The organism is Vibrio sp. 10N.247.310.24 (genome assembly GCF_041467175.1).
GTDB classification, from domain to species: domain Bacteria; phylum Pseudomonadota; class Gammaproteobacteria; order Enterobacterales; family Vibrionaceae; genus Vibrio; species Vibrio tasmaniensis_A.
Genome location: NZ_JBFSUD010000021.1, coordinates 1 through 25399 on the forward strand (window position 1 = coordinate 1; position 25399 = coordinate 25399).

Consider the following 25399-nt stretch of genomic DNA (forward strand, 5'->3'; position numbering starts at 1 on the left):
TTTGCTGGTCATTTCTACTACGTTATCGGCTTCTCATGTAGGCTAGCTACACATCGAAACCTCTGCCTTGTATAAATACCCAGCAACTCGCTGCAAAAATCAGCTCGAAAGGTCAACAGGCCCTTGCCTCTTTTTTATCTATTGAACTGTGTTTATACAATTAAAAGCTTGAGCCCGGTTGCTGTAAGAACTCAACCTCTTCAGGAGTCGAAGCTCGCCCTAACACCTCATTACGGTGAGGGTAGCGACCAAAACGCTCAATGATAACCTTGTGCTTAAACTCAAAATCCAAGTTATTCTCTAAGCCTGTCTGAGAAAAAAGCATCACAGCCTGTTCATGCATCAACAAAGATTCACTGTGCATATAAGGCATATACAGGAAGCTTTTTTGTTGCTCGTTAAGCTGGTGATCAAAACCACCCGCTACCGCTTCTTGAGCCAAAGCAAGCGCCATTGGGTCAGCTGTAAACGCAGCCAGATTGTTTCTACCAATATTTCGAGAAAACTGATCAAGCACGATAATTTCAGCCAAGCGCCCTTCTGCATTTTGTCGCCATTCAAATAGCTCACCTTGGATAACTGCTTTGTGCAGTTCAGCAAAACGAGACTCAATCAAAGTATCGAGCTCTTCACCGCCAGTAAACCAGTCTTTTGGCGTCAGTTCATCGAACCAAAACTCTAGAACATCCTGATACGTTACCGTCATATAATTCCCTTTAATAAAAAACCGAATCATTTAATAGTATGACTCGGTCTATGTTCGATTACTTAAAACCTTTTACTTTCTTTATCAGATCATAAGCATTCTGAATTTCTTGCGATTTCTCTTTCGCAACATTCATCATCTCAGGCGGTAAGCCCTTCGCCATCAGTTTATCTGGGTGATGCTCATTCATCAGCTTGCGGTAAGCTTTCTTCACCTCTTTACCGTCGGCACTTTCACTAACACCGAGAACTTTAAACGCATCGGCCAATTGGTTTTGTTGCGAAGCCTGTTGCCAACCAGATGACTGCCCGTGACCTTGATGACCACCAAAGCTTCCACCCTGCTGTTGAAAACGGAATGCTGCTTCTTGCATCTGTAAACGGCGTTCTAGTTGTTCTGCAGAAAAGCCAAGACCTTGCGCTATCTTATGCAGAACTTGGCGCTCACTAGGATGCAAGCTGCCATCAGCAAATGCTGCGGATACCTGTAGCTCTAAAAAGAACTGCAGAAGATCAAAACGGCCGCCCGATGAGATCTTCACACGCTCAAGCACATCGCTTAACGGGAAGTCACTTTCTTTGCCATCACGAAACGCATCTTGAGCCGCTTTACGTTGCTCGCCATGCAGGTTCATACGCTTCATCATTGTAGAAGCGAGCTGAATCTCTTCCGGAGTTACCTGCCCCTTGGCTTTAGCAACATGTCCCATAACCGCAAAAGCCGCTTTAAAGAACTCATTCTGCCTTTCTGCTTGGCTTGGTCCGCGACCAAAACCAGAACTATTGAAGCCCGATTGGTTCAGTCGGCGAGCTTTATCAAACTGGTGCCCTAAAAATAGGCCAAACACTAAACCGAGCGGCCCCCCAAATAAAAAACCAAAAAAAGCGCCCAAAATTTTGCCAAATATTTGCATTATGTGTTCTCTATCTATGAATTTTGTCTGAGTAATGCTGTCTGATGATGCTGAATGCTAATATTTCCTTTATCATAAGGAAAATGCTTTATTAATTGGATTGATACTAGATCAACCCTTCATCTAGTGACACAGGATAGTTCAACTTCATGCAATTTTTTTCCCGCACCTTGTTAGCCGCGTCTATAAGTACGGCATTATACGTGTCGACAACTCAAGCTGAAACAATCACCGATAGTAGTGTGCAGGAAATGCCCTCTATAGATCAATGCTTGATCGAGCCCGCTGCAGAAAACGAGACACAACTTCCCGCTCATGTTGAGTCCGATCGCTTAGAGGCTATCAATGGTGACAAGGCAATCTACTCAGGTGATGTAAGAGTTACCCAAGGAAACAAAACCATCCTTGCCGACAATGTAACGCTTCACCAACAAGAAAATATCGTTGTAGCTGAAGGCAACGTAAACTTTAGCGATGGTCAAATTAAATCCGTTTCAGAAAGAGCAACCAATAATCTGACTACCGATGAAATGACGCTGGAAAATACCAATTATGAATTCCTCTGTGAGCAAGGCAGAGGAGAGGCGGTTTATATCGCGAATACAGGTAAAGCCGTCTATGAAATCGAAGACGGCTCAATCACCTCTTGCCCTATCGGCGACAATGCATGGCGACTAAGAGCATCAAGTATCGATGTCGACCAAAATGAAGAAGAGGCTACATTCTACAATCCAAGGTTTGAAATTCAGAGCGTTCCTGTTTTTTATCTGCCTTACTTAACCGTTCCGATTGGCGATACGCGTAAAACGGGTTTTTTATATCCAACCGTATCATATGGTTCGAGCGATGGTTTTGAATTTGAGATCCCGGTTTATTGGAACTTGGCACCAGAGTATGACCTGAAAACCACTTTTAAGCATATGAAAGAGCGTGGTACTCAGCTTAACAGTGAATTTAGATATTTAAGCGATTTTGGTTCCGGGATGATCAAGTCTGAATACTTACCTGATGACAAAAAATACCCAGAGAAAGGCAAACGTTGGGGGGCTCAACTTTATCACTCAGGAATATTCCAAGAATCTTGGTTGTTTGAAATTGATTACTCAAAAGTTGGCGATATCGAGTACTTCACAGATGTCAACGGAAGCGGCATTGGTAACCGTGAGGACGGTCAGTTACTTCAAGAAGGGCTAGCAACCTATCGTTCTCAAAATTGGGATGCCTCTGTACTTGTGCGAGACTTTCAGGTTCTTACAAACTCAAAAAACAACCTCCCTTACCGCCTGCTCCCACAGCTTGAATACAACTATTATGCCCCTGAGGTAACGGAGTATTTAGACTTCGATCTGATCAGCCATGTGTCTCTGTTTGATACCGATGCAAAAGGCAAACCATCAGCAACTCGTATTCACGTTGAGCCGGGTATTACTATCCCTGTAGGCAACACTTGGGGGACTTGGACCACAGAAGCCCGACTGCTTGGTACTTACTACCAACAAGATCTTGATGGTGTTGATACCACAAGTGACAAATATAAAGATTTAGAAAAATCAGTAAGTCGAGTAATCCCTGAGTTTAGGAGTCATGCCGGTATCGTTTTAGAAAGAGATACCAAGGTCATTGGTAACTACACTCAAACTCTAGAACCCCAAGTTCAATACCTGTACGTACCAAAAGAAGATCAAAACAACATTGGTCTTTACGATACGACACTTCTGCAGACTGATTATTATGGTCTCTTTAGAAGCCGTAAATACAGTGGTGTAGACCGTATCGCTGCAGCTAACCAAGTAAGCTACGGTGCATCATCTCGTTTCTTTGATGATGAGTATAAAGAGCGACTCAATGTGTCTTTTGGACAGATCTTTTATATCGACAAAGATACGAAACAACATCTAACACTTGATACTAAAGATAAGAACTCGAATTACTCATCTTGGGCTGTAGAAGTCGACTTTAATTACGACGACTACCTGTTTTATCATGGTGGTGTGCAGTACGACATCGACACCACAGCAATGCAACTAGCCAACAGCACCATTGAGTACCGTTTTTCTGGTGGTTATATCCAAACCAACTACCGCTACGTAACCAAAGAGTATATCGAAGACACTGTTGATTTTAATGTTGGATCGATTACTAAAGATGGTATATCTCAAGCAGGATTACTCGGAGCCTACCAGATTTCACGTAAGTGGAGTGCCAGCGCTCAGTATTTCTATGATTTAACAACCGAAGAGAACCTTGAGTGGTTAGCTAAACTCAATTACAAGTCAGATTGTTGGTATATCGGCTTCACCTACAGTAACCAATTACGTAGATGGGAAGGTGATTACATCAACACATCGAATGCGACACCAGTATACGAGAAAAACTTTGGCTTTAACTTCGGTATTGTTGGCTTTGGTACCAACATAGGCTCAGACTCAAGCGAAGTAAGTGAAACAAGCTCAGGTAACGCACTCAGCTACGGTCGTCCATTCTTCTTAAACAACTAATTTTCTTTACTGATAAAACATCGGTGAATATAAAGGATTACACATGACATTGTGGAAACGCACATTAATTGCTATCGCAGCGGCTTGTACTGTCTCAATAAGCTATGCAGCACCGGTTGAACTCGATAGTGTAAAAGTGATCGTCAACGAAGGCGTGATCTTACAAAGTGACATTGATACTTCAATGAAGACACTACGTGCAAACGCGAAAAAAAGTGGTCAAACATTACCATCACAAGATGTACTGAATGAGCAAGTACTCGAAAAGTTGATCATCGATACCATTCAAACTCAAGAAGCGGAACGTATCGGTGTTCGTATTGATGATGCTCGACTGGATCAAGCGATTGAAGGCATTGCAAAAGATAACAACCAAACAGTACAACAACTTACTGCATCGGTCGCTAAAGAAGGCCTGAGCTACAATGCATTTCGTGAGCAAGTAAGAAAAGAGATTGCGGCAAGTGAAGCGCGTAATGCTTTAGTTCGTCGTCGTATTAATATCCTTCCAGCAGAAGTCGACAACCTAGCGGACATTTTAGCGCAAGAAACCAATGCGACTGTTCAATACAAAATTGGCCACATTCAACTGCGATTCAATGACGACCAAACCAAAGAAGAATTAGAAGCACAAGCGACTGATTTAGTGGAAGAGCTAAACAACGGCAAAGACTTTAGCACCATGGCATATACTTACTCTAAAGGCCCTAAAGCGTTACAAGGTGGTGATTGGGGTTGGATGCGTAAAGAAGAGATGCCTACGATTTTTGCAGACCAAATCAAAATGCAGAATAAAGGCAGCATCATCGGTCCTTTCCGAAGTGGTGTTGGCTTCCATATTCTAAAAATTGAAGACGTAAAAGGTTTGGAAACCGTTGCAGTTACCGAAGTTAATGCACGTCATATTTTGATTAAGCCAACGGTTATCTTGAGTGATGACGGTGCGAAAGAGCAGCTTGAAGAAATCACTCGTCGTGTAAACGCAGGTGAAGCGAGCTTTGGTGATCTTGCACAGCAATACAGCCAAGACCCAGGTTCAGCTGTTCAAGACGGCGAGTTAGGCTACCAAACACCTGACTTGTACGTACCAGAGTTCAAACACCAAGTAGAAACGCTACCTGAAGGTAAAATCAGCGCACCATTCAAAACGGTTCATGGTTGGCACATTGTTGAAGTACTTGATCGCAGAGAAGTAGACCGTACAGACTCAGCTTTAAAGAATAAAGCATACCAAATTCTATTTAACCGTAAGTTCAACGAAGAAGCTGGCGCTTGGCTGCAAGAAGTAAGAGCGAGTGCTTTTGTTGAAATGGTTGAGGATGACCAAGATGACAACTAAACGCCTTGTCATTACGGCAGGTGAACCAGCGGGAATTGGACCAGATTTAACTCTGGCTCTATCTCAAGAAAGCTGGCCACATCAGCTCGTAGTTTGTGCGGACAAAACCCTACTAGCAGAGCGAGCTGAAATGTTAGGGATTGAGGTTGAGCTGTTGGACTACGACTCAACATCGCCTAAGCAACCTCAACGCTCTGGAACACTGGTTGTGAAACATGTTCCACTCGCTGAAGTCGTCGTCGCGGGTCAACTTAATGAAGCGAATGGCCACTACGTATTAAATACATTAGAAACCGCAGCAATTGGCTGTATGAATGATGAATTTGATGCTATTGTCACCGGCCCTGTTCACAAGGGTGTAATTAACCGAGCTGGCGTTGCTTTTAGTGGCCATACCGAGTTCTTTGCAGAGAAGTCCAATACTCCACTTGTCGTGATGATGTTGGCAACAGAAGGGCTGCGTGTTGCTCTAGTAACAACGCACATCCCGCTAGCTTATGTATCTCAAGCAGTGACCGAAGACAGATTAGAGCAAATCATTGCTATTCTGCATAAAGACTTGGTTGAAAAATTTGCGATTGAGAAACCAACTATCTACGTGTGTGGTTTGAATCCACATGCTGGTGAAGATGGTTGTTTGGGTCGTGAAGAGATAGAAACTATCACCCCTACGCTAGAAAAAATTCGCCAGAAAGATGGTATTAATTTAGTTGGCCCATTGCCAGCAGACACCATCTTTAATGAAAAATATTTGCAAGATGCAGATGCTGTTTTAGGTATGTATCACGACCAAGTACTCCCAGTATTGAAATACAAAGGGTTTGGTCGCTCAGTGAACATCACGCTTGGCTTACCGTTTATTCGCACATCAGTCGATCACGGTACCGCCTTAGACTTGGCAGGGAAAGGCCAAGCCGATACAGGGAGCTTTAGAACAGCGCTCACGCACGCCATTGAATTAGTAGAGAAAAAGCAATGAGAAATGATGTCCACTTAGGGCACAAAGCGCGTAAACGTTTTGGTCAAAACTTCCTTAACGATCCATACATTATTGATGGCATCGTATCGAGCATTAACCCACTACCAGGTCAAAACTTGGTAGAGATCGGTCCTGGTCTAGGTGCAATTACTGAGCCAGTGGGTAAGCTTGTCGATAAATTTACAGTTATCGAATTGGATAGAGACCTGGCTGAACGTCTTCGCAACCATCCCGATCTGGCTGATAAGCTAACGATCTATGAAGGCGATGCAATGAAGTTCGATTTCGAACAACTTGTTAAGCCAAACAACAAGCTACGTATTTTCGGTAACTTGCCATACAACATCTCGACACCATTGATGTTCCACCTTTTTGAATTCCATAAAGACGTGCAAGACATGCACTTCATGCTTCAAAAAGAAGTCGTTAACCGATTAGCGGCTGGCCCAGGAACTAAAGCTTACGGTCGTCTTACGGTAATGGCTCAATACTACTGTAAAGTGACGCCTGTGCTAGAAGTGCCACCAACGGCCTTCGTTCCGCCACCGAAAGTAGATTCTGCAGTAGTACGCCTGCAGCCATACGAAGTGCTACCTTACCCGGCAAAAGATCTGAAATGGCTAGATCGTGTATGTCGTGAAGGCTTTAACCAGCGTCGTAAAACGGTTCGTAACTGCTACAAGAGCCTAATCGACAAGGAAGTACTTGAAGAGTTGGGTGTTAACCCAGGCATGCGTCCTGAGAATTTAACGCTCGAGCAGTTTGTCGACATGGCAAACTGGTTGTACGACACTCACAGCGCTGACAAATAATTCTAAAAGGCTCCTACACTTCGGTGAGGAGCCTGTTTTTTATGTAATACTTTAAAGTATACCAACAACAAAAGGTGCGAATATGGATATATCTACGCCTTGTATCAAATGTCAGGTTCACTCTAAATACATAGAGGAACAATCTGAACCAACGAAGAACCGCTACGTCTTCGCCTACATTATTACCATCAAAAACCTCAGTAAAACAACGGTTCAACTCATGTCTCGCCGCTGGCTGATTACCGACTCCAACGGCAAACAACTCACCATAGAAGGTGATGGCGTGGTTGGGCAACAACCCGTAATTGAGGCCAACGACGAATACACTTACACCAGTGGTACCGTCATCGAAACTCCTGTGGGTGTTATGCAAGGTCATTATGTGATGACAGATAACAAAGGCATCGACTTCATAACTGAAGTGGATCCATTTAGACTCGCGATCCCTAATATTCTTAATTAGCCGTACATCTGTACCTACAGGAAATTATTGTGTCGAATTATATTGTCGGAGACATCCAAGGGTGCTTCGACGAACTTCAATTACTGCTTGAAATCGTCAACTTTGACAAACAACAAGATACCTTATGGGTCGCTGGTGACTTAGTCGCTCGAGGTCCTAAATCATTGGAGACACTACGCTTTATTCGTAGCCTAGGTGACGCAGCTAAGGTTGTATTAGGTAACCATGATTTACATCTACTTGCGGTCTCCTTAGGCCTCTTTTCAGCCAAACCAAAAGACAAGACTCAACCAATTATTGATGCTGAAGACCGTGACCAATTGCTGGAATGGTTAAGACAACAACCCTTGATGCAAGAACACCCTGAGTTTGTCATGACACATGCGGGCATCTCACCTCAATGGGACTTAGAACAAGCACGTACAGAGAATCGAGAGATAACGTCATTACTGAAATCGGACCGTTGGCAGTGGCTTATTGAGAACATGTACAGCAACACGCCAGATCTCTGGAACAACGAGTTGCAAGACATCGAACGTTATCGCTATGCGATCAATAGCCTGACAAGAATGCGCTTCTGTTTTGAAGATGGCCGACTCGACATGGCATGTAAGCTACCACCGAATGAAATTACCGATGAACCACTAGTGCCATGGTTTGACCTTCCGCAACGCATAAAGCTCGATAAAACCGTTGTTTTTGGACACTGGGCTGCGCTTGAAGGCTATAACGGAAAAGATGTAATTGGACTTGATACTGGGTGTGTGTGGGGGGGAGACTTGACGATACTTCGCTGGGAAGACAAACAGTTTTTCACTCAAAAAGCGCTATAGAAACACGAGATACGAGATACGAGATACGAGATACGAGATACGAGATACGAGATATGATATGGCCCCTAAAAAGTAGACACAGGGGTTTAGTTGATTAGTTCAAAGTCCATGGGACTCATTCCACCTAGAGTCCCATGTCTTCTTACTGGATTATAATAGGTATCGATATAAATTCGACTCTGCATCGTCATTTCTTGTCGTGAAAGCTGATCTAAGTTGTTCATCCACTCTTTCTTATATTGCGCAAAGAAACTTTCGGAACAAGCGTTATCCCAACAGTTTCCTTTTCTCGACATGCTGACTTTAATCTTTCGTTTACGGTGCCAACGGAGCGTCTCCAACGCTCGATACTGTATACCTTGATCGGAGTGAAACAAAAGCTCGTGACCTAAGGGCTGCCTTTTTTCCCAAGCCTTATTCAGGCTTCTTAGCACTAACTTTGCGTTATTAATGCGACTTGTCGACCAACCAATCACTTTGCGTGAAAACAAATCTAAGACGACGCACAGGTATTGCCAACCATCAGTACAGCGCACCTGAGTTATATCTGACACCCAAACTCTATCGGGTTTATCCACCTTAAATTGACGGGCAAGAATGTTATAGGCAGGTATAAGCGTATTTTGTCTTGGCGCTCGTCCATATCGCTTCTTGCTCGCGCAAGAGCGGTAGCCCATATTCTGCAGAAGCCTCTGTACTCGCTTTTATTACAAATAAAGCCGTTAGCGACTGCTGCTTCCCAAAGCTTTCGATAACCTGGAATACAATACTGAGCTTTGCTTTCTCTCCTCAAGTAGTGACTTAAAGACTCATTGTCTGCCTCTCGCTTCGATGGTTTCCTTGTTAGCCACTTGTAATAACCCGCTTTAGAAACGCCCAACCATTGGCATAGTCGTATAACAGGAAGCTTCACACTGGCCTTCTTAAGGATATACTCGAACCTTATTCTTTTTGGCTGTCGAAGAAAGCCTTCGCTTCCTTTAAGAAATCATTCTCCACCTCTGCCATCTCAAGCTTCTTTTTCAATTGACGGATCTCTTTCTCCAGTTGTGCAACGGATTTTTCGGGGCCGTGGTTAGGTATTGGGAGGGAGTTAGTCTTTTTCGATGTCATTTGGCATCTCCATTTAGAAAGTAGCACCGGCGATATTCCTAAGGATAGTGCTACTGACTTAACGGTATCAGAAGAATCGAGAGATCGCTGAACAGCTTCTCGTTTAAATTCGTCTGTATATTGTCTTTGTGATTTTACTTTCATGACACTCAATGCTCTGTATTAAGTGTCTACTTTTATGGGGTCACATCAGATACGAGATACGAGATACGAGATACGAGATACGAGATACGAGAAGCTTGCGCTAGCTGGGCACAGTAACGCAAGCATTTTCAGAGCCTAACGCTTAATAACCACCGTTAACGCTCGAGAACCACAAACTCCATATTGTGCTTGTTTTTCTCATCCGCCTGATAAGTATCATTAAAGCTCTGCTTCCAACCTTCTCCCCAGTCTGGGAATTGAGTATCACCATCCACATCAAAATCGATATAAGTCAGGTATAACTTGTTCGCTTTTGGTAAGCAGCTTTCATAGATTGAACCGCCACCGATGATCATCACTTCATCAACATCACTAACCAGCTCTAGTGCTTTTTCAATCGAAGTTACCGTCGTGACGCCTCCGATTTCTAAACTCTCGTCGCGGCTGATTACAACGTTCAGCCTCCCCGGTAAAGGACGTCCAATTGAATCGTAAGTCTTACGTCCCATCACGACAGGTTTACCCATAGTTGAACGTTTAAACCATGCGAAATCTGCAGGTAAATGCCAAGGCATCTGATTGTCTTTACCAATTACACGGTTGTTCGCCATTGCCGCTATCATGCTGATGATCATAAATCGAAAGTCCTGTCCTTACTTGAAAATGAAGTTGAAGCTAGACGATAGGTCTACGACGGTAGAATAACAGCCCAGGCACTGCTAAGCCAACCGCAAGCCCTGCGATAATGAACATCGATTTCAAAAAGTTCTCCATCAACAATGCCAATAGTTCTGGGTTGTATCCTGCTCGGTTAATCTCAACCATGGCAATCATCGCCTTAAAGGCAAACACGCCAGGGACCATCGGAATCAAGGCTGCAACCGTAAATACTTTCGGGTGTGCTAACAATTTATGCGACCAATGCACCCCTATCATGCCGACCAATGTAGCAGCAAAGAACGTCGCCCATTCAATGGGAATGCCGAAATGCATCATTAAGTAACGGCTACCGTGGCCAATGGATCCTCCGAGAGCACAATAGATCAACGCTCGTTGCGGGACGTTAAACACCAATGCAAAACCAACCGCAGGAATCGCAGCAAAAAACATGTCGTTGAGTAACCCAACAAAAAGTTCAAAAATAGTCATTAGTTCACCCACCCCCATACGTCAGATAGGCTCATCGCTGCGACAATACCTAAGCTTGTAGCCAACGTTAATAAACTGGCCATGGTGAAGCGTGCGAGACCCATATTAATGTGGCCTTTAAGCATATCTGCTACGGAGTTAATCAAAGGAAAACCGGGCACTAGCATCAATACTGACGAAGCCATCACGATAGTGGGTTGACCACCAATATTGTAGAGCACTGCCTGAGCTGAAATGGTGGTGGTGACAAAAGCGGTAATAGCGAAATTTAATAACGGATTGAAATGGCGATGACCAATCTCTTGTCTCACGATCATACCGCAAGCCGAAGCTATAAACGTCATCATAAAGACATGCCAATCTCCGCCAGCAAGACGGCTAAAAGAAGCACACGATAGCCCTATCATTACGACAACTAACCAACGGTTGTAGCGTTCGGGACTGATCCCTTGGATCTTCTTATAAGCTAAATCATAATCAAGAATCCCTTTCTCCATCATGATACACACGCGTTGAATCTCGGTGATAACCTGCATATTAATGCCACGATCAGCACAACTTCGAGTCGTCGTTATGCAATGATCATCCATTACCGTTGTCACAACCAACGCATTGGCTGACAGTGCAACTTCAACTTCATTCACCCCACAAGCAATACCGATACGGCGCATAATGTCACCGACCAATGTGCTCTCGGCGCCATGAGCTAATAACATTTGTCCTGATTGAGCGACTAACCTTGAGATCGCTCTTTGCTTTGATGCCATGATTTCCTTCCCATAGGCGTTAATTATCTAAAGATAAATTTTGCATAAAAAACAGCAAGACGTCATGATTTAGATACAAAAAAACCGCAATTTTCATTGCGGTTTAATAAAACTATCAGCGTATCTTAGAAAAAGCGACCAAAGTGCTTATAAGAAACTACGAGGATTATTAATCACGAACATAGATAACATGACCGTCATCTTCTTCGTCATCCCAATCATCCCAGTCGTCGTCATCTTCAGTCACGACATTCTTACCGGCCATCGCATCTTTATGGTAGTCATCCCACATAAAGTTAACTTTTTCTTCTTCTTCAATTGCTTCAACTTCACGAGGTAGGTTCTCCATGAACTCACCCAGTTTAAAGCAAAGATCTTTGGTACCGATCTTGTTTACAGCAGAGATCTTGAAGTACTCGCCTTCCCAACCTAAAGCTTCGACGATTTCTTGAATCTTTTCGTCAGCTTCTTCTTCAGGCATTAGGTCAACTTTATTGAACACTAACCAACGAGGTTTCTGTGCCACTTTTTCGCTGTATTGCTCAAGCTCGTCAATGATCGTCAGTGCATTCTGAATAGGATCAGAACCATCGATCGGCAAAATATCGATCATATGCAGAAGAACGCGACAACGCTCAAGGTGCTTCAAGAAACGAATACCAAGACCAGCGCCATCAGCTGCGCCTTCGATCAAGCCAGGGATATCGGCAACGACGAAACTCTTCTCAGGGACAACACTTACCACACCTAAGCTAGGGATTAGCGTGGTAAACGGGTAATCAGCCACTTTTGGTTTCGCAGCAGATACTGAGCGAATAAAAGTAGATTTACCAGCGTTTGGCAAGCCAAGCATACCAACATCCGCTAATAGAAGAAGCTCTAAACGCAGTTCGCGAACTTCACCTTTAGTACCCATTGTCTTTTGACGAGGAGCACGGTTAACCGACGACTTAAAACGCGTGTTACCAAGACCGTGCCAACCACCTTTACCAACCATGACTTTTTTGCCATGTTCAGCAACTTCAGCAACGATTTCATTAGTGTGGATATCAACAGCACGAGTACCTACAGGTACTTTCATGGTCATATCTTTACCACGTTTACCAGTACAGTTACCACCGCGGCCATTTTCGCCACGCTCTGCATTGTAAAAACGTTGGAAACGGTAGTCGATCAGTGTGTTTAAGTTTTCATCCGCTTGGATGTAAACATCACCGCCATCACCGCCATCACCGCCGTCAGGACCACCTTTAGCGACGAATTTTTCGCGCCAAAAGCTTACTGTACCATTACCGCCATCACCGGCTTCTATTTTTACTGATGCTTCATCAACGAATTTCATTTTTTAACTCCGCACTTACGTTGCGTTACCACTCATCAAGGAGTGATATAAATTCTAGCAGATCCGTGTTTAGATCGATCACCTAAGATCTAGATCGATCTGCAACCAAGGAACAAATAAGGAGAGGTTCTTTGCTTTCTGCTTCTTAAAAACAAACGGCTTCTTAAAACTAAACTGTTTATGAAAAACCAAACTGCTTCTCAAACTAAAGCCAGAGCGTCTACTTTTTTATTCTCGCTATAAATAAAAAACCCTGCCGAATCGGCAGGGCTTTTGAATTCAGCTTGAAAGCTAGTATAAATAATCTAATAAAAGATTAAATTACTCAGCTTCGATGCTTACAAACTTACGGTTTTTAGGACCTTTTACTGCAAATTTCACTTTACCTTCAGTAAGAGCGAAAAGAGTATGGTCTTTACCGATGCCAACGTTTGTGCCAGCGTGGAACTTAGTACCACGTTGACGAACGATGATGTTACCTGCAAGAACAGATTCACCACCAAAACGCTTAACACCAAGACGTTTGCTTTCTGAATCGCGGCCGTTATTAGTAGAACCGCCAGCTTTTTTATGTGCCATTGTTAAACTCTCCTAATACTTAAGCGTTAATGCCAGTGATTTTCACTTCTGTGAACCACTGACGGTGACCAGCTTGCTTACGCGAGTGCTTACGACGACGGAACTTAACGATTTTTACTTTATCGCCACGACCGTGTTGTACTACTTCTGCAGTAACCTTGCCACCTTCAACAAGAGGTGCACCAACAGCGATTTCTTCGCCGTTAGCAACAAGAAGAACTTTATCAAATTCTACAGTTGCACCAGTTTCAACGTCTAATTTCTCTAAACGAAGTGTTTGACCTTCGCTTACTCGGTGTTGTTTGCCACCAGATTGGAAAACAGCGTACATATTTTACTCCGCTTTTTCCGCACAGCCTATGGTTGTTAATTCTACAACTCGGGTGTGCGCTAAACTAATCAATAGGGCGCAGATTCTACGGGAATCATGCCGCTATGACAAGCCATATTTTTAAAATATTGGCGAAAACATGTTCGCCAAAGAAAAGTGCGGCAATGATGCCTTTAAGTGATGTATTAATCAACGTTTTTTAGTGTATTATTCAACAATTAAATACAACGTATAAGCCTTACAGGGTCTAACTTCAGCCGGATGAACAATGGATTTTAAAGCTATCCAAACGCTTACTGCCAATGATATGGCAAAAGTGAATGAAACAATTCAAGCCCAACTTAATTCTGACGTAAGTTTAATCAACCAGCTTGGTTTTTATATCGTTAGCGGTGGTGGCAAACGCCTACGCCCTTTGCTTGCTCTTTTATCAGCTCGTGCACTTGGTTACCAAGGTGAAGCTCACATCACCTCAGCCGCTTTTATTGAGTTTATCCACACAGCAACACTGCTTCATGACGATGTTGTCGACGAATCAGACATGCGACGTGGCAAAGCTACAGCGAATGCGGCTTTTGGTAATGCAGCTAGCGTTTTGGTTGGTGATTTTATTTACACCCGCTCATTCCAGATGATGACGACGCTTGGATCTTTAAGGATCCTTGAGCTAATGAGCGAATCAGTAAATGTGATTGCCGAGGGTGAAGTTCAACAATTGATGAACTGTAACAACCCAGACACCACAGAAGAAAGCTACATGCAGGTGATCTATTCAAAGACCGCTCGTTTGTTTGAAGCCGCAACCCAAATCGGCGCAATTCTTACAGAGTCTACACCTGAGATCGAAACGGCGATGCAAAACTACGGTAAGTACCTAGGAACAGCATTCCAGCTTATTGATGATGTGATGGACTACACCGCTGATGGTAAAGAGATGGGTAAAAATGTTGGTGATGACCTAGCAGAAGGCAAACCGACGTTACCGTTGCTTTACGCAATGCGCAATGGTTCCCCAGACCAAGCAAGCATGATTCGTGAAGCGATTGAAAAAGCTAATGGTATGGAACGTCTCGACGACATTATGTCTGTCATGAAAGAGACTGGCTCGTTAGAGTACACGACCAATAAAGCCTACGAAGAAGCTGATAAAGCCATTGCTGAGCTTTCTATTCTTCCTAATTCAGAATATAAGCAAGCTTTAACTACGCTAGCTCACCTTGCAGTAAAACGTAGCAAGTAAATAGACAGCTATATAATAAAAAAGAGCCTGTTGGCTCTTTTTTTGATCCTGCTAAATAATACACTGGGTCTCAATAACGACTCGATTCTAACGATAGAGGTAGTTGCGCTTCGATCTCTTCAAGTTCTTCCAACGGAACTGCATATTGCTTATGACTATTGTAAGACTCAAACAACGCGAACTGCTCTTGCTCATCGATAACCAATATCTTGCCCAAGCGACCTAGATAGTTAACATTCATTCCCTTTTGGACTCTAGCCATAATTCGATACTCTAATTCTTCGAGATTAGAAAAAGATTACGAGTGGGTTGAATACAAGGATCAAAAAAGCCGATCGCAATGATCGGCTTTCGTTAACTGTCGTTTTAGCAGAGTTCAGTTATCTATCGCTTATTTAGCGAATTCAACACCAATCTCAATATCGCCATTTAGCGTTTCTAGCATGCTGTCTAGTGCATTGCGTTCGAAATCGCTCAGTTCACCGTAGCTAAGAATCGCTTCAGCGCCTTCTTTGCCAAGTTTAACTGGTTGTGCGAAGAATGGTGCGTGCTCGCCTTCACCTTCAACGTAGGCACACTCAATCACGTTCTCTTCGCCTTGAAGTGCTTTCACTAGAGCAAGACCGAAGCGACAAGCCGCTTGACCCATAGATAGAGTCGCACTACCGCCACCCGCTTTAGCTTCTACTACTTCAGTACCCGCGTTTTGGATGCGAGTTGTTAGCGCTGCGATTTCTTCGTCAGTAAACTCAACACCTTCAACTTGAGAAAGCAGAGGAAGGATCGTTACACCTGAGTGACCACCGATAACAGGAACACGAATGTCGCCTGGATCTTTATCTTTCAGCTCAGCAACGAACGTTTCAGAACGAATGACATCAAGAGTAGTAATACCGAATAAACGACGCTTGTCGTAAACGCCTGCTTTCTTAAGTACTTCAGCAGCGATTGGCACTGTTGTATTTACTGGGTTAGTAATGATACCAACACAAGCAGTAGGACAAGTAACGGCAATTTTTTCAGCTAGAGACTTAACAATGCCAGCGTTCACATTGAAAAGATCCGCACGATCCATACCAGGTTTACGAGCAACACCCGCAGAAATAAGCACAACATCCGCACCTTCAAGTGCTGGAGTTGGATCTTCACCCGCGTAACCTTTGATCGAAACAGGCGTTGGGATATGGCTCAGATCGGCAGCAACCCCCGGGGTTACCGGAGCGATGTCGTAAAGTGCAAGATCTGAACCAGCAGGCAGGCGGTTCTTTAGTAGTAGGGCTAGGGCTTGACCGATGCCACCAGCGGCACCAATAACAGCTACTTTCATTGTTATTCTCCTTGAGAGCTTTCTCTTATAGATTCTTTGTAGGGTAATTCTTGAGCTAAATTTAAGTTAAAAAACTATATTAATCACAAAGTGATTACAATCAATTAACGCTAGCTTTGCGACTTCGCGCAAGTCAATAAAACCGTGCTACACAGCAAGTTCGCATTATGGCGATAATCATTTGAAATGACAAAACAACTCGTCTTAAATAACACATTATCCTATTAAATTTTTACAGTGATATGACTAACAAATTACCGTGATATTTTGGCGAGAACTGAATATGTATGCGAGAATATGCAAACATCTTTGTTAATGAATAAGAATGACATATGCGCAATACAGAAAAACAAGACAACTTAGTTCGAGCTTTTAAATCACTACTAAAAGAAGAACGTTTTGGTTCGCAAGGCGAGATTGTCGATGCCCTGAAGCATGAAGGCTTTGAAAGTATCAACCAATCTAAAGTTTCGCGTATGTTAACTAAGTTTGGCGCCGTGCGAACACGCAATGCAAAAATGGAGATGGTTTACTGTCTTCCTGCTGAACTTGGTGTTCCGACGGTTTCGAGCTCTTTAAGAGAGTTAGTGTTAGATATTGACCACAACAATGCATTGGTTGTGATACACACTGGCCCTGGTGCCGCGCAGCTTATTGCTCGCTTATTAGATTCATTAGGTAAGTCAGAAGGCATACTGGGGGTAGTTGCTGGAGATGATACTATCTTCATTACTCCAACCTTATCAGTTACCACTAAGCAACTGTTCGATTCTGTATGCGAACTGTTTGAATACGCAGGATAATTGCTCACAGTTTCATAACTATCAGCCATTACTATTGGATCACAAACACCTATTTAGTTCGTGATCCAAATCACATCCTAAGATATCTATCCCGCCTCTCCCAAAAATCACTAACTCATTGATTTTAAAAAACTCAATAGCAAATCAAACACGAGATCCAACCGTCATTTGTTAGATTTTTTCGCTATATCTTTTAACATTTGAGTAATTTTCTGCCAATTTTTGATATTATTCAGCCACTTTTTCATCACATGGATTGAAAAAGGTGCCGTTTCCAAATAGGAAACTCCAGAAACGACTACACTTGTTTCAGGGTTAATAATGAATAAAGGAAGGGAAATTCATGGCATTTACCAAACTGATTAAAGTTGGGGCTATTGCAGCTGCTGTAATGGGCGCTGGCGCAGTTAACGCTCAAGAGTTCATCACAATTGGTACTGGTTCAGTAACGGGTGTTTATTACCCGACTGGTGGTGCGATTTGTAAGCTAGTGAACAAAGGCCGTAAAGACCACAACATTCGTTGTTCTGTCGAGTCTACTGGCGGTTCAATCTACAACGTTAATACCATCCGTGCTGGTGAACTAGATTTCGGTGTTGTTCAATCGGACTGGCAATACCACGGCTACAACGGTACAAGTAAGTTCAAAGACCAAGGCGAATACAAGAAACTTCGTGCGATGTTCTCTCTACATACAGAACCGTTCAACATCATCGCTCGCACCGATGCAGGTATTAACAATGTTTCAGACCTAGCAGGTAAGCGTGTCAACATTGGTAACCCTGGTTCTGGCGACCGTGCAACGATGGGTGTTGTAATGGACTCTATGGGCTGGACTAACGATAGCTTCAAGCTTGCTTCTGAACTGAAAGGTTCTGAGCGTTCACAAGCACTTTGTGATAACAAGATTGATGCATTCATCTACATGGTTGGTCACCCGAACGGATCAATTAAAGAAGCGACAACGTCTTGTGATGCAAAACTGGTTTCTGCAACAGGTCCACAGATCGACAAGATCGTAGCTGAAAACCCATATTACGCATACAGCACAGTACCTGCTGGTATGTACCGCGGTACAGATGCTGACGTAAATAGCTTCGGTGTTGCTGCTACTATGGTAACAACTTCAGACGTTTCGGATGAAGTTGCATACAACGTTGCTAAAGCAGTATTTGAAAACTTCGCAACATTCAAACGTCTGCACCCAGCATTTGCTAACCTGAAAAAAGAAGACATGGTTAAAGCGGGTATCTCTATCCCTCTTCACCCAGGTGCAGCAAAGTACTACAAAGAAGTAGGCCTTCTAAAGTAACTCTACTTTAAGCCTACTAAACCAATAAGGAGGCCAGTCCTCCTTATTGGCTTTTCACGTTTTATAAAAATAATTTAAGTGAAAAGAACAACCCTTTAAGTTTCTCCAATTTGGAGGACTTACCTTCGTATCAAGCCTAAGACAAAGACGAACAAAGAACGCATTTCTCTATCCATTCACTACACTAGATAGGAAAGAAATCACGTTTAGTTGTTCGTAACAAAAGGCAGACCATCAATAATAAGGATAAAGTACATGACGCAGACAACATCACCGTCTCCAGATGTGCAAGAAATGGTGGCACAATCAGATACTGGTGCGCGTAGCCCTCGTGGTATCCAAGGCCGTATTTTATGGTTTGTGCCTCTATGTTGGTCACTGTTCCAACTTTGGTATGCATCTCCGCTGCCATTCATTTTTAACTTCGCAATTTTAAACGACACTGAAGCTCGAGCAATTCACCTTACGTTTGCTATTTTCCTAGCCTTTACCGCTTATCCAGCCATGAAGAATTCGCCTAGGGATCGCATCCCAGCCGTCGACTGGATATTAGCGCTTGTAGGTAGCTTTTCAGCTTCTTATATCTATATTTTCTATACTCAACTCGCTGAACGCTCGGGTGCACCAACAACATTCGATATTGTTGCGGCCGTATTCGGTATGGTTCTGCTGCTTGAGGCAACACGACGCGCTTTAGGTCCACCTCTTATGGTTGTGGCAGCAGTCTTCCTACTTTACACCTTTGGCGGTCCACACATGCCAGACGTTATCGCCCACAAAGGTGCGAGCCTGAACAAGGCAATGTCGCATCTGTGGTTAACAACAGAAGGTGTGTTCGGTGTTGCTCTTGGCGTATCAACGTCATTCGTATTCTTGTTCGTACTGTTTGGTGCAATGCTAGAGCGCGCGGGTGCAGGTGCTTACTTCATCAAAGTGGCATTCTCTCTGCTTGGCCACATGAAGGGCGGCCCAGCGAAAGCAGCCGTTGTAGCATCTGGTTTATCTGGTCTGGTATCAGGTTCTTCGATTGCTAACGTAGTTACCACAGGTACCTTTACTATCCCGCTAATGAAGCGTGTTGGTTTCCCGGGAACAAAAGCGGGTGCAGTAGAAGTCGCAGCTTCAACCAATGGTCAATTAACACCACCGATCATGGGTGCAGCAGCATTCTTGATGGTTGAGTACGTGGGCATCTCTTACGTAGAAGTAATCAAAGCAGCACTGCTGCCCGCTCTGATCTCTTACATCGCCCTGATTTACATTGTTCACTTAGAGGCATGTAAAGCAGGTATGACGGGCTTACCTCGTCGTCACACACCAACTATAGTGCAAAGCCTACTCTCTTTCACTGGTACTATCTTAGGCCTATGTGTCATCAGTGCTGCGGTTTACTACGGTGTCGGCTGGACAAAAGATGTCTTTGGCGCTGCAGCCACACCAATTGTGACTGTTGCTCTATTAGTCTCTTATGTCGCTCTGGTTCGTGTTTCTGCTAAATACGCAGCTGAAGGTGGCATGGAAATCGACGAGAACCTAACAGAAGTACCTGATCCAGGCCCAACGATTAAGTCTGGCCTTCACTTCCTACTGCCTATCGTAGTTCTAGTTTGGTGTTTAACGGTTGAACGTTTCTCTCCAGGTCTGTCGGCATTCTGGGCAACTGTGTTCATGATCTTCATTCTGATCACTCAGCGTCCTTTGATGACTCTGATGAACAAATCAGACGATCTTGCAGAGCAAACTAAAGCAGGTTTCGTTGACCTAGCAGAGAGCTTAGTTTCAGGCGCACGTAACATGATCGGTATCGGTGTAGCGACAGCTGCAGCAGGTACGGTTGTAGGCGTGGTAACACTGACAGGTATCGGCCTTGTAATGACCGATTTTGTTGAGTTCATCTCAGGCGGTAGCATCATTCTAATGTTGTTATTCACTGCGGTAATCAGCTTGATCTTAGGTATGGGCTTGCCAACAACGGCGAACTACATCGTTGTATCAACATTGATGGCACCAGTAATTGTTACCTTAGGTGCAGCGCACGGCTTGATCATTCCACTGATTGCGGTTCACTTATTCGTATTCTACTTCGGTATTCTTGCGGACGATACACCTCCGGTAGGTTTGGCTGCATTTGCGGCCGCTGCGATTGCTAAATCAGACCCGATTCGTACCGGTATTCAAGGTTTTACCTACGATATCCGGACCGCGATATTGCCGTTCATGTTCATCTTCAACACCCAACTACTGTTGATGGGCATTGATTCTTGGTGGCACTTAGCACTGACGATTTTCTCTTCGGTTACTGCGGTACTTATCTTTGCAGCAGCGACACAAGGTTGGTGGTTCACTAAGAACAAGTGGTGGGAAACTATACTGCTTATCGTTCTGACCTTCTCTTTCTTCCGCCCTGGCTTCTGGTGGGATATGATTTATCCAGAGAAAGTTCTTTCACCTGGAGTTGAGATCGCTCAAATCACAGAAAATCTATCTGTGGGACAATCACTTGAATTGAGAGTCGGTGGCGAAAACTTAGAAGGTAACTATTCTGAGAAAACAGTTCGCCTTCCGTTTGAAGATTCTGCGACAACAAGTGAAGACCGCATTGCTTCAATGGGCCTAATGCTGACCCAAGCTGACGACAAGATGATTGTTGATATGGTTGAGTTTGGTAGCCCTGCTGAAGCCGCTGGCATTGACTTTGATTGGGAAATTAAATCCGTTATCCAAGATGCAGAACGACCAATGAAAGAGTGGGTATTCTTACCTGCCCTATTAATTTTGATTGGTTTAGCGATGAACCAAAGAAGGCGTGCTCGTAAGGATGAGATTAGCGCGTAATGGATAGAGCCAAATAGCGCTCTACTCTATTTGGCTTTTTTACTACATGGAAAAGATAATTACAGCGCTTGGTATGTACTCGGCGCTGCTCAAAAAGAGACGAATACATGTATAGACAAATCCTTGTTCCCGTTGATCTGAACGACAAAGGCTTTTCTGATAAAGCGGTCGAGTTAGCGGTATGGCACGCGAAACACAGTAATGCTGAGATCCACATTCTGAACGTATTACCGGGCATCCACATGTCGATGGTAGCGTCTTACTTCCCGAAAGATGCAGCAAACCAAATGAAGCTTGATGTTAAAAATCAGCTGAAAGAATTTGCTGATAAGCATATCGACGATGATGTGATCTATAAAGTTCACGTTGCCGAAGGCAAGACCTACACAACGATTCTTGATTGCGCAGAGAAACTAGGGGCAGATCTTATCGTGATGCCTAGTCATAAGCGTTCAAAAATCGACAAGGTTGTACTGGGTTCTGTTGCAAGCAAAGTGGTTCAGAACTCACCAATCAATGTATTGGTAGTTAAGCCGCAAGGCTAAATCACTTAATCGACACAAAGATCTAAATCTAAAAAGGTTGGCCTAAAAGCCAACCTTTTTTATTTTGTGCTTGCACCATTCAATTCTTCAATCAACTCACTAAGTTCTGCGGATTACCTGCAACAAACCCATCAATATTATCGATTAAGATATCAGACAGTTTTTGAATTGAACTGTCGCTGCCCCACGCCACATGTGGTGTCAGCAGTAAATTAGGTAAGTGGCTGTTAGCCAATAGTGGATTCGAATTATCTGCAGGTTCTTGTGTAAACACATCCATGCCCGCACCTGCAATCTCATTACTTTTCAAAGCTTCAACTAAGGCCTGCTCATCGACAAGTCCACCACGGCCAGCATTAATTAATACCGCACTTGATTTCATCATGGTTAGCTCTCGCTCTGAAATCAGATTTCGAGTCGCTTCAGTTAATGGACAATGTAAGCTGATCGCATCCGCTTGCTGTAACACCGTATCAAAAGGTAGATACCCTTCTCGACAAGAATCTGCCCCTTTACGCTCAGTAAAGATGACATTCATACCAATCGCTTTTGCTAATATCGCGGTCGCTTGCCCTAAGCTACCACTCCCTATTAAGCCCAATGTACTGCCTGCAACATCTTGAATCGGATGAGTAAAGAAACAGAATTGTTTGTCCTTTTGCCACTCGCCTGTCTCGATATCTTGATGATAACCAACGAGGCTTCGCTTTAGCGTAAATAGCATCGCGATAACATGTTCAGGTACCGATTGAGTCGCGTAGCCTTGCACGTTTGTCACCGCTATGTTGTTACTCTTGCAGTAGCCAACATCGACATTGTTCACACCCGTTGCTGAAACAGCTATTAGCTTAAGTTGTTGTGCTTGAGCCAAATTCGATTCGTTAAGCACGACCTTGTTGGTAATAACCACATCAGCGCCTTCTATTCGTTCAGACACTTGTTCTGGCGAAGTGAAGTCATACTCCACCCACTGATGCTCAAAGCTAAGGGGTTTTAAATGTATTTGAGATGGGATGGTAGCTCTGTCGAGAAAGACCACTTTCAACTTCGGCATTGTACGTCCTTGCATTGGTATTGATGGCACCATTCTAAGCTTTTAGCTTACTGTAGTCTGGAAGCTCTGGCGCAATTTCAAAGTGCTGCTCGATTTGTGGCGATGCTTGAGGGTAAAAATCACAAGGGACAAAGGCTTTGAACAGTTGGTTGTTCGCTGGATGATAGAAGCTCAGTTCACACGCATGTAAAGCTAGCCGATCGCTATACTCAAAAGCTTCAGGCGTTGCGTAAAACTCGTCGCCCACAATTGGATTCCCTATTTCCATACAATGCACACGCAACTGATGAGAGCGGCCGGTGATAGGCAGTAGCATCAATAAGGTCGTTTGAGCCTCTTGTTGCTCAACCACATAGCGAGTCTGAGATGGTTTACCCTCGTCGAAACACACTTTCTGTCTAGGACGATTCGTCCAATCGCAAATAAGAGGAAGGTCAATCAAACCTGCCTTGTCTTCCATTGAACCCCACACTCGTGCGTAATAAAGTTTGTGTGTCAGTCGATATTGAAATTGCTTCTTCAAATGCCGCTCAGCCTGTTTATGCTTAGCCAATAGCATCAAGCCTGATGTAGACATATCCAACCGATGCACAACTTGAATCTCCGGAAATTCGACAACCAACCGACTCCACATACTGTCGTAGTGCTCCGGCAGTCTCCCCGGCACCGAAAGCAGGCCTGCTGGCTTGTTCACCACAAGAATATCATCATCTTGATAGATAATATCAGTCCACGGTTCACGTGGTGGTGTGTACTGTTCTAACGCCATTAGAGCCTCTTAATTACTGGTTAATAAATAACTCATGGTCGATTCGTTTATTAAAAAATACAATTTTAAACACTTTTGTACATAAAAGTTGACGAAATCACGAAACATGGTATTGATAAGGTAACGGAAAATAAGAACTAAGCCTCAAAGGAAAAACGATGGAAAGTACGGCTAAAACCACCTCAACACCAACCTCCACACCACTTTCAAGCCTGATTAAATCTTTTGGCCCAGGAATCATGATGGCCGCAGCTGCGGTCGGTGGATCTCACTTAGTCGCTTCAACGAAAGCTGGCGCTATTTATGGATGGCAACTAGCCGCACTGATTCTTTTAGTTAACGTATTTAAGTACCCATTCTTTAGAGCCGGCATCCAATATACCCTTGGTACTGGGCAAAGCTTGGTGGAAGGATATTCTAACCTCGGTCGACCTTACCTTGTTATCTTTTCGATACTAAGTGCCATTTCCGCCGTGGTAAATACCGCAGCCTTACTGCTATTCAGTGCAAGCTTACTGAGTTACTTTATTCCTTTTGATTTGGCCACCAGCACATTGTGCATGATCGTTTTAGCTACGTGCTTGATCATTCTATTCGCTGGCCATTATCGCGCGCTCGATACACTGTCTAAAGCGATCATGGCGATCCTGACCATCACAACCTTGGCTGCAGTCGCTATTGCTATCGGCTCTCCAGTTGAACCTGATGCGGCTTTTGTTCCACCATCACCTTGGTCATTGGCAGCTATTGGCTTTATCGTTGTCACTATGGGTTGGATGCCCGCGCCTATCGAGATATCAAGCATCACCTCTATGTGGCTAAAAAGCCAAAAAGAGAAACAAGAAGTGACCGCTCAATCTGCACTGTTCGATTTCAACGTAGGCTACATTGGTACGGCACTGCTTGCTTTGGTATTCGTTGCTTTAGGTACACTAGTACTTCATGGAACAGGCGTTGAATTGTCTCGCTCTGGTGTTGGCTTCACCCATCAATTGGTCGGCATCTACGCTTCCACGATTGGTGAATGGTCTCGCCCACTGATCGCTCTTATCGCCTTCTTCTGTATCTTTGGCAGTACCATTACCGTTATCGATGGTTACTCACGCGTGCTTGCCGAATCACAGCGCCTGTTATTGAAAAAAGAATCGAGCCCAAAAATGCTGCAAGGCTGGATCATCATTGTCTCTCTCGCGGCACTCGCAATTGTGATGTTCTTCAGCGCAGCACTGATGCCAATGCTTGATTTTGCGATGGTGCTTGCCTTTGCGACTACGCCATTCTTCGCATTGCTTAACTTCATCTTAGTAAACAAAACTAAGCTTCCTGAAGCGCTGGCGATTGGCACTAAGCTAAAATGGTTGTCTGTGGCAGGCCTTATTTACCTATTTGGCTTCTTAGCTCTGTTCGTTTGGTGGAAATGGTTGATGTAATCTGCTCTCCAAATTCTTAGCCAAACTGTTAACCACGCTCTTAACCAAACTACAGATACAAATAAGGCCTTCGTGATGAAGGCCTTATTTCGTTAAAGCATTTCGCTAATTCAAAA

24 protein-coding genes and 1 pseudogene are annotated in these 25399 nt (G+C 43.8%); 12 read left to right on the forward strand and 13 right to left on the reverse strand.

Annotated elements, in window-relative coordinates:
• Window positions 1-160: 160 nt before the first annotated feature.
• A complete protein-coding gene (locus AB6E08_RS08920) occupies window positions 161-706 on the reverse strand; it encodes a DUF924 family protein (protein ID WP_372064104.1) in 546 nt (181 codons plus the stop codon).
• A 58-nt stretch (window positions 707-764) separates the two neighbouring features.
• A complete protein-coding gene (gene djlA / locus AB6E08_RS08925) occupies window positions 765-1619 on the reverse strand; it encodes a co-chaperone DjlA (protein ID WP_372064106.1) in 855 nt (284 codons plus the stop codon).
• Between the two features lie 149 nt (window positions 1620-1768).
• Between djlA and lptD the strand changes: the two genes are divergently transcribed.
• The 6 genes from lptD (at window position 1769) to apaH (ending at window position 8543) form a co-directional block, all read left to right on the forward strand.
• On the forward strand, window positions 1769-4117 hold the full coding sequence (lptD, locus tag AB6E08_RS08930; protein WP_372064108.1) for an LPS assembly protein LptD: 2349 nt from the start codon (window positions 1769-1771) through the stop codon (window positions 4115-4117).
• 43 nt (window positions 4118-4160) lie between these two features.
• Window positions 4161-5456, forward strand: a complete 1296-nt coding sequence (gene surA / locus AB6E08_RS08935) for a peptidylprolyl isomerase SurA (RefSeq protein ID WP_372064110.1) — start codon at window positions 4161-4163, stop codon at window positions 5454-5456.
• Window positions 5446-6435 carry a 4-hydroxythreonine-4-phosphate dehydrogenase PdxA gene (pdxA, locus tag AB6E08_RS08940; RefSeq protein ID WP_372064112.1) on the forward strand — a complete coding sequence of 330 codons (990 nt, stop codon included), beginning with the start codon at window positions 5446-5448 and terminating at the stop codon, window positions 6433-6435. Before surA ends, pdxA begins: the two co-directional genes overlap by 11 nt.
• A complete protein-coding gene (gene rsmA / locus AB6E08_RS08945; RefSeq protein WP_004735898.1) occupies window positions 6432-7247 on the forward strand; it encodes a 16S rRNA (adenine(1518)-N(6)/adenine(1519)-N(6))-dimethyltransferase RsmA in 816 nt (271 codons plus the stop codon). The genes pdxA and rsmA overlap by 4 nt, the downstream gene beginning before the upstream one ends.
• 82 nt (window positions 7248-7329) lie before the next feature.
• Window positions 7330-7710: a Co2+/Mg2+ efflux protein ApaG gene (apaG, locus tag AB6E08_RS08950; protein ID WP_004735899.1), complete on the forward strand. Its 381-nt coding sequence runs from the start codon at window positions 7330-7332 to the stop codon at window positions 7708-7710.
• A gap of 29 nt (window positions 7711-7739) precedes the next feature.
• Window positions 7740-8543 (forward strand): bis(5'-nucleosyl)-tetraphosphatase (symmetrical) ApaH, encoded by an 804-nt coding sequence (apaH, locus tag AB6E08_RS08955; protein ID WP_372064114.1) that lies wholly within the window; start codon window positions 7740-7742, stop codon window positions 8541-8543.
• 86 nt (window positions 8544-8629) lie between these two features.
• Here apaH and AB6E08_RS08960 read toward each other — a convergent pair.
• The 7 genes and pseudogenes from AB6E08_RS08960 to rplU all read right to left on the reverse strand — a co-directional run bounded on the left by AB6E08_RS08960 (window position 8630) and on the right by rplU (window position 13968).
• Window positions 8630-9800, reverse strand: a pseudogene (locus tag AB6E08_RS08960) (IS3 family transposase).
• Window positions 9801-9955: 155 nt separating this feature from the next.
• On the reverse strand, window positions 9956-10435 hold the full coding sequence (gene folA / locus AB6E08_RS08965; RefSeq protein WP_009847829.1) for a type 3 dihydrofolate reductase: 480 nt from the start codon (window positions 10433-10435) through the stop codon (window positions 9956-9958).
• 40 nt (window positions 10436-10475) lie between these two features.
• A complete protein-coding gene (locus AB6E08_RS08970; protein ID WP_009847830.1) occupies window positions 10476-10949 on the reverse strand; it encodes a threonine/serine exporter family protein in 474 nt (157 codons plus the stop codon).
• Window positions 10949-11716 (reverse strand): threonine/serine exporter ThrE family protein, encoded by a 768-nt coding sequence (locus AB6E08_RS08975; protein ID WP_004735903.1) that lies wholly within the window; start codon window positions 11714-11716, stop codon window positions 10949-10951. The genes AB6E08_RS08970 and AB6E08_RS08975 overlap by 1 nt, the downstream gene beginning before the upstream one ends.
• A gap of 169 nt (window positions 11717-11885) precedes the next feature.
• Window positions 11886-13058: an Obg family GTPase CgtA gene (gene cgtA / locus AB6E08_RS08980; protein ID WP_009847831.1), complete on the reverse strand. Its 1173-nt coding sequence runs from the start codon at window positions 13056-13058 to the stop codon at window positions 11886-11888.
• A 321-nt stretch (window positions 13059-13379) separates the two neighbouring features.
• Window positions 13380-13637, reverse strand: coding sequence for a 50S ribosomal protein L27 (rpmA, locus tag AB6E08_RS08985; protein ID WP_004735905.1), 258 nt, complete (start codon window positions 13635-13637; stop codon window positions 13380-13382).
• A 19-nt stretch (window positions 13638-13656) separates the two neighbouring features.
• Window positions 13657-13968, reverse strand: a complete 312-nt coding sequence (rplU, locus tag AB6E08_RS08990) for a 50S ribosomal protein L21 (protein WP_004740823.1) — start codon at window positions 13966-13968, stop codon at window positions 13657-13659.
• Between the two features lie 268 nt (window positions 13969-14236).
• Here rplU and ispB point away from each other — a divergent pair, with 268 nt between their 5' ends.
• Window positions 14237-15208 (forward strand): octaprenyl diphosphate synthase, encoded by a 972-nt coding sequence (gene ispB / locus AB6E08_RS08995; protein ID WP_269335451.1) that lies wholly within the window; start codon window positions 14237-14239, stop codon window positions 15206-15208.
• A 70-nt stretch (window positions 15209-15278) separates the two neighbouring features.
• Here the strand turns inward: ispB and AB6E08_RS09000 are convergent, their stop codons facing one another.
• Both AB6E08_RS09000 and mdh read right to left on the reverse strand, forming a co-directional pair.
• A complete protein-coding gene (locus tag AB6E08_RS09000; protein WP_017100846.1) occupies window positions 15279-15470 on the reverse strand; it encodes a hypothetical protein in 192 nt (63 codons plus the stop codon).
• 129 nt (window positions 15471-15599) lie between these two features.
• Window positions 15600-16535 (reverse strand): malate dehydrogenase, encoded by a 936-nt coding sequence (gene mdh, locus AB6E08_RS09005; protein WP_009847834.1) that lies wholly within the window; start codon window positions 16533-16535, stop codon window positions 15600-15602.
• A 332-nt stretch (window positions 16536-16867) separates the two neighbouring features.
• Here mdh and argR point away from each other — a divergent pair, with 332 nt between their 5' ends.
• The 4 genes from argR to AB6E08_RS09025 all read left to right on the forward strand — a co-directional run bounded on the left by argR (window position 16868) and on the right by AB6E08_RS09025 (window position 22030).
• On the forward strand, window positions 16868-17338 hold the full coding sequence (gene argR, locus AB6E08_RS09010; protein ID WP_004735909.1) for a transcriptional regulator ArgR: 471 nt from the start codon (window positions 16868-16870) through the stop codon (window positions 17336-17338).
• 343 nt (window positions 17339-17681) lie between these two features.
• Window positions 17682-18650 (forward strand): TAXI family TRAP transporter solute-binding subunit, encoded by a 969-nt coding sequence (locus AB6E08_RS09015; protein WP_009847835.1) that lies wholly within the window; start codon window positions 17682-17684, stop codon window positions 18648-18650.
• 255 nt (window positions 18651-18905) lie between these two features.
• Window positions 18906-21485, forward strand: a complete 2580-nt coding sequence (locus AB6E08_RS09020) for a TRAP transporter permease (protein ID WP_009847836.1) — start codon at window positions 18906-18908, stop codon at window positions 21483-21485.
• A gap of 107 nt (window positions 21486-21592) precedes the next feature.
• Window positions 21593-22030 carry a universal stress protein gene (locus AB6E08_RS09025; RefSeq protein WP_029222921.1) on the forward strand — a complete coding sequence of 146 codons (438 nt, stop codon included), beginning with the start codon at window positions 21593-21595 and terminating at the stop codon, window positions 22028-22030.
• A 91-nt stretch (window positions 22031-22121) separates the two neighbouring features.
• Here AB6E08_RS09025 and AB6E08_RS09030 read toward each other — a convergent pair whose 3' ends face one another.
• Entirely contained in the window at window positions 22122-23084 is a 963-nt protein-coding gene (locus AB6E08_RS09030; RefSeq protein ID WP_372064119.1) for a D-2-hydroxyacid dehydrogenase, read from the reverse strand.
• Window positions 23085-23118: 34 nt separating this feature from the next.
• Window positions 23119-23853 (reverse strand): pseudouridine synthase, encoded by a 735-nt coding sequence (locus tag AB6E08_RS09035; RefSeq protein ID WP_372064121.1) that lies wholly within the window; start codon window positions 23851-23853, stop codon window positions 23119-23121.
• Between the two features lie 158 nt (window positions 23854-24011).
• Between AB6E08_RS09035 and AB6E08_RS09040 the strand changes: the two genes are divergently transcribed.
• Window positions 24012-25283: an NRAMP family divalent metal transporter gene (locus AB6E08_RS09040; RefSeq protein ID WP_372064123.1), complete on the forward strand. Its 1272-nt coding sequence runs from the start codon at window positions 24012-24014 to the stop codon at window positions 25281-25283.
• Window positions 25284-25399 lie beyond the last annotated feature (116 nt).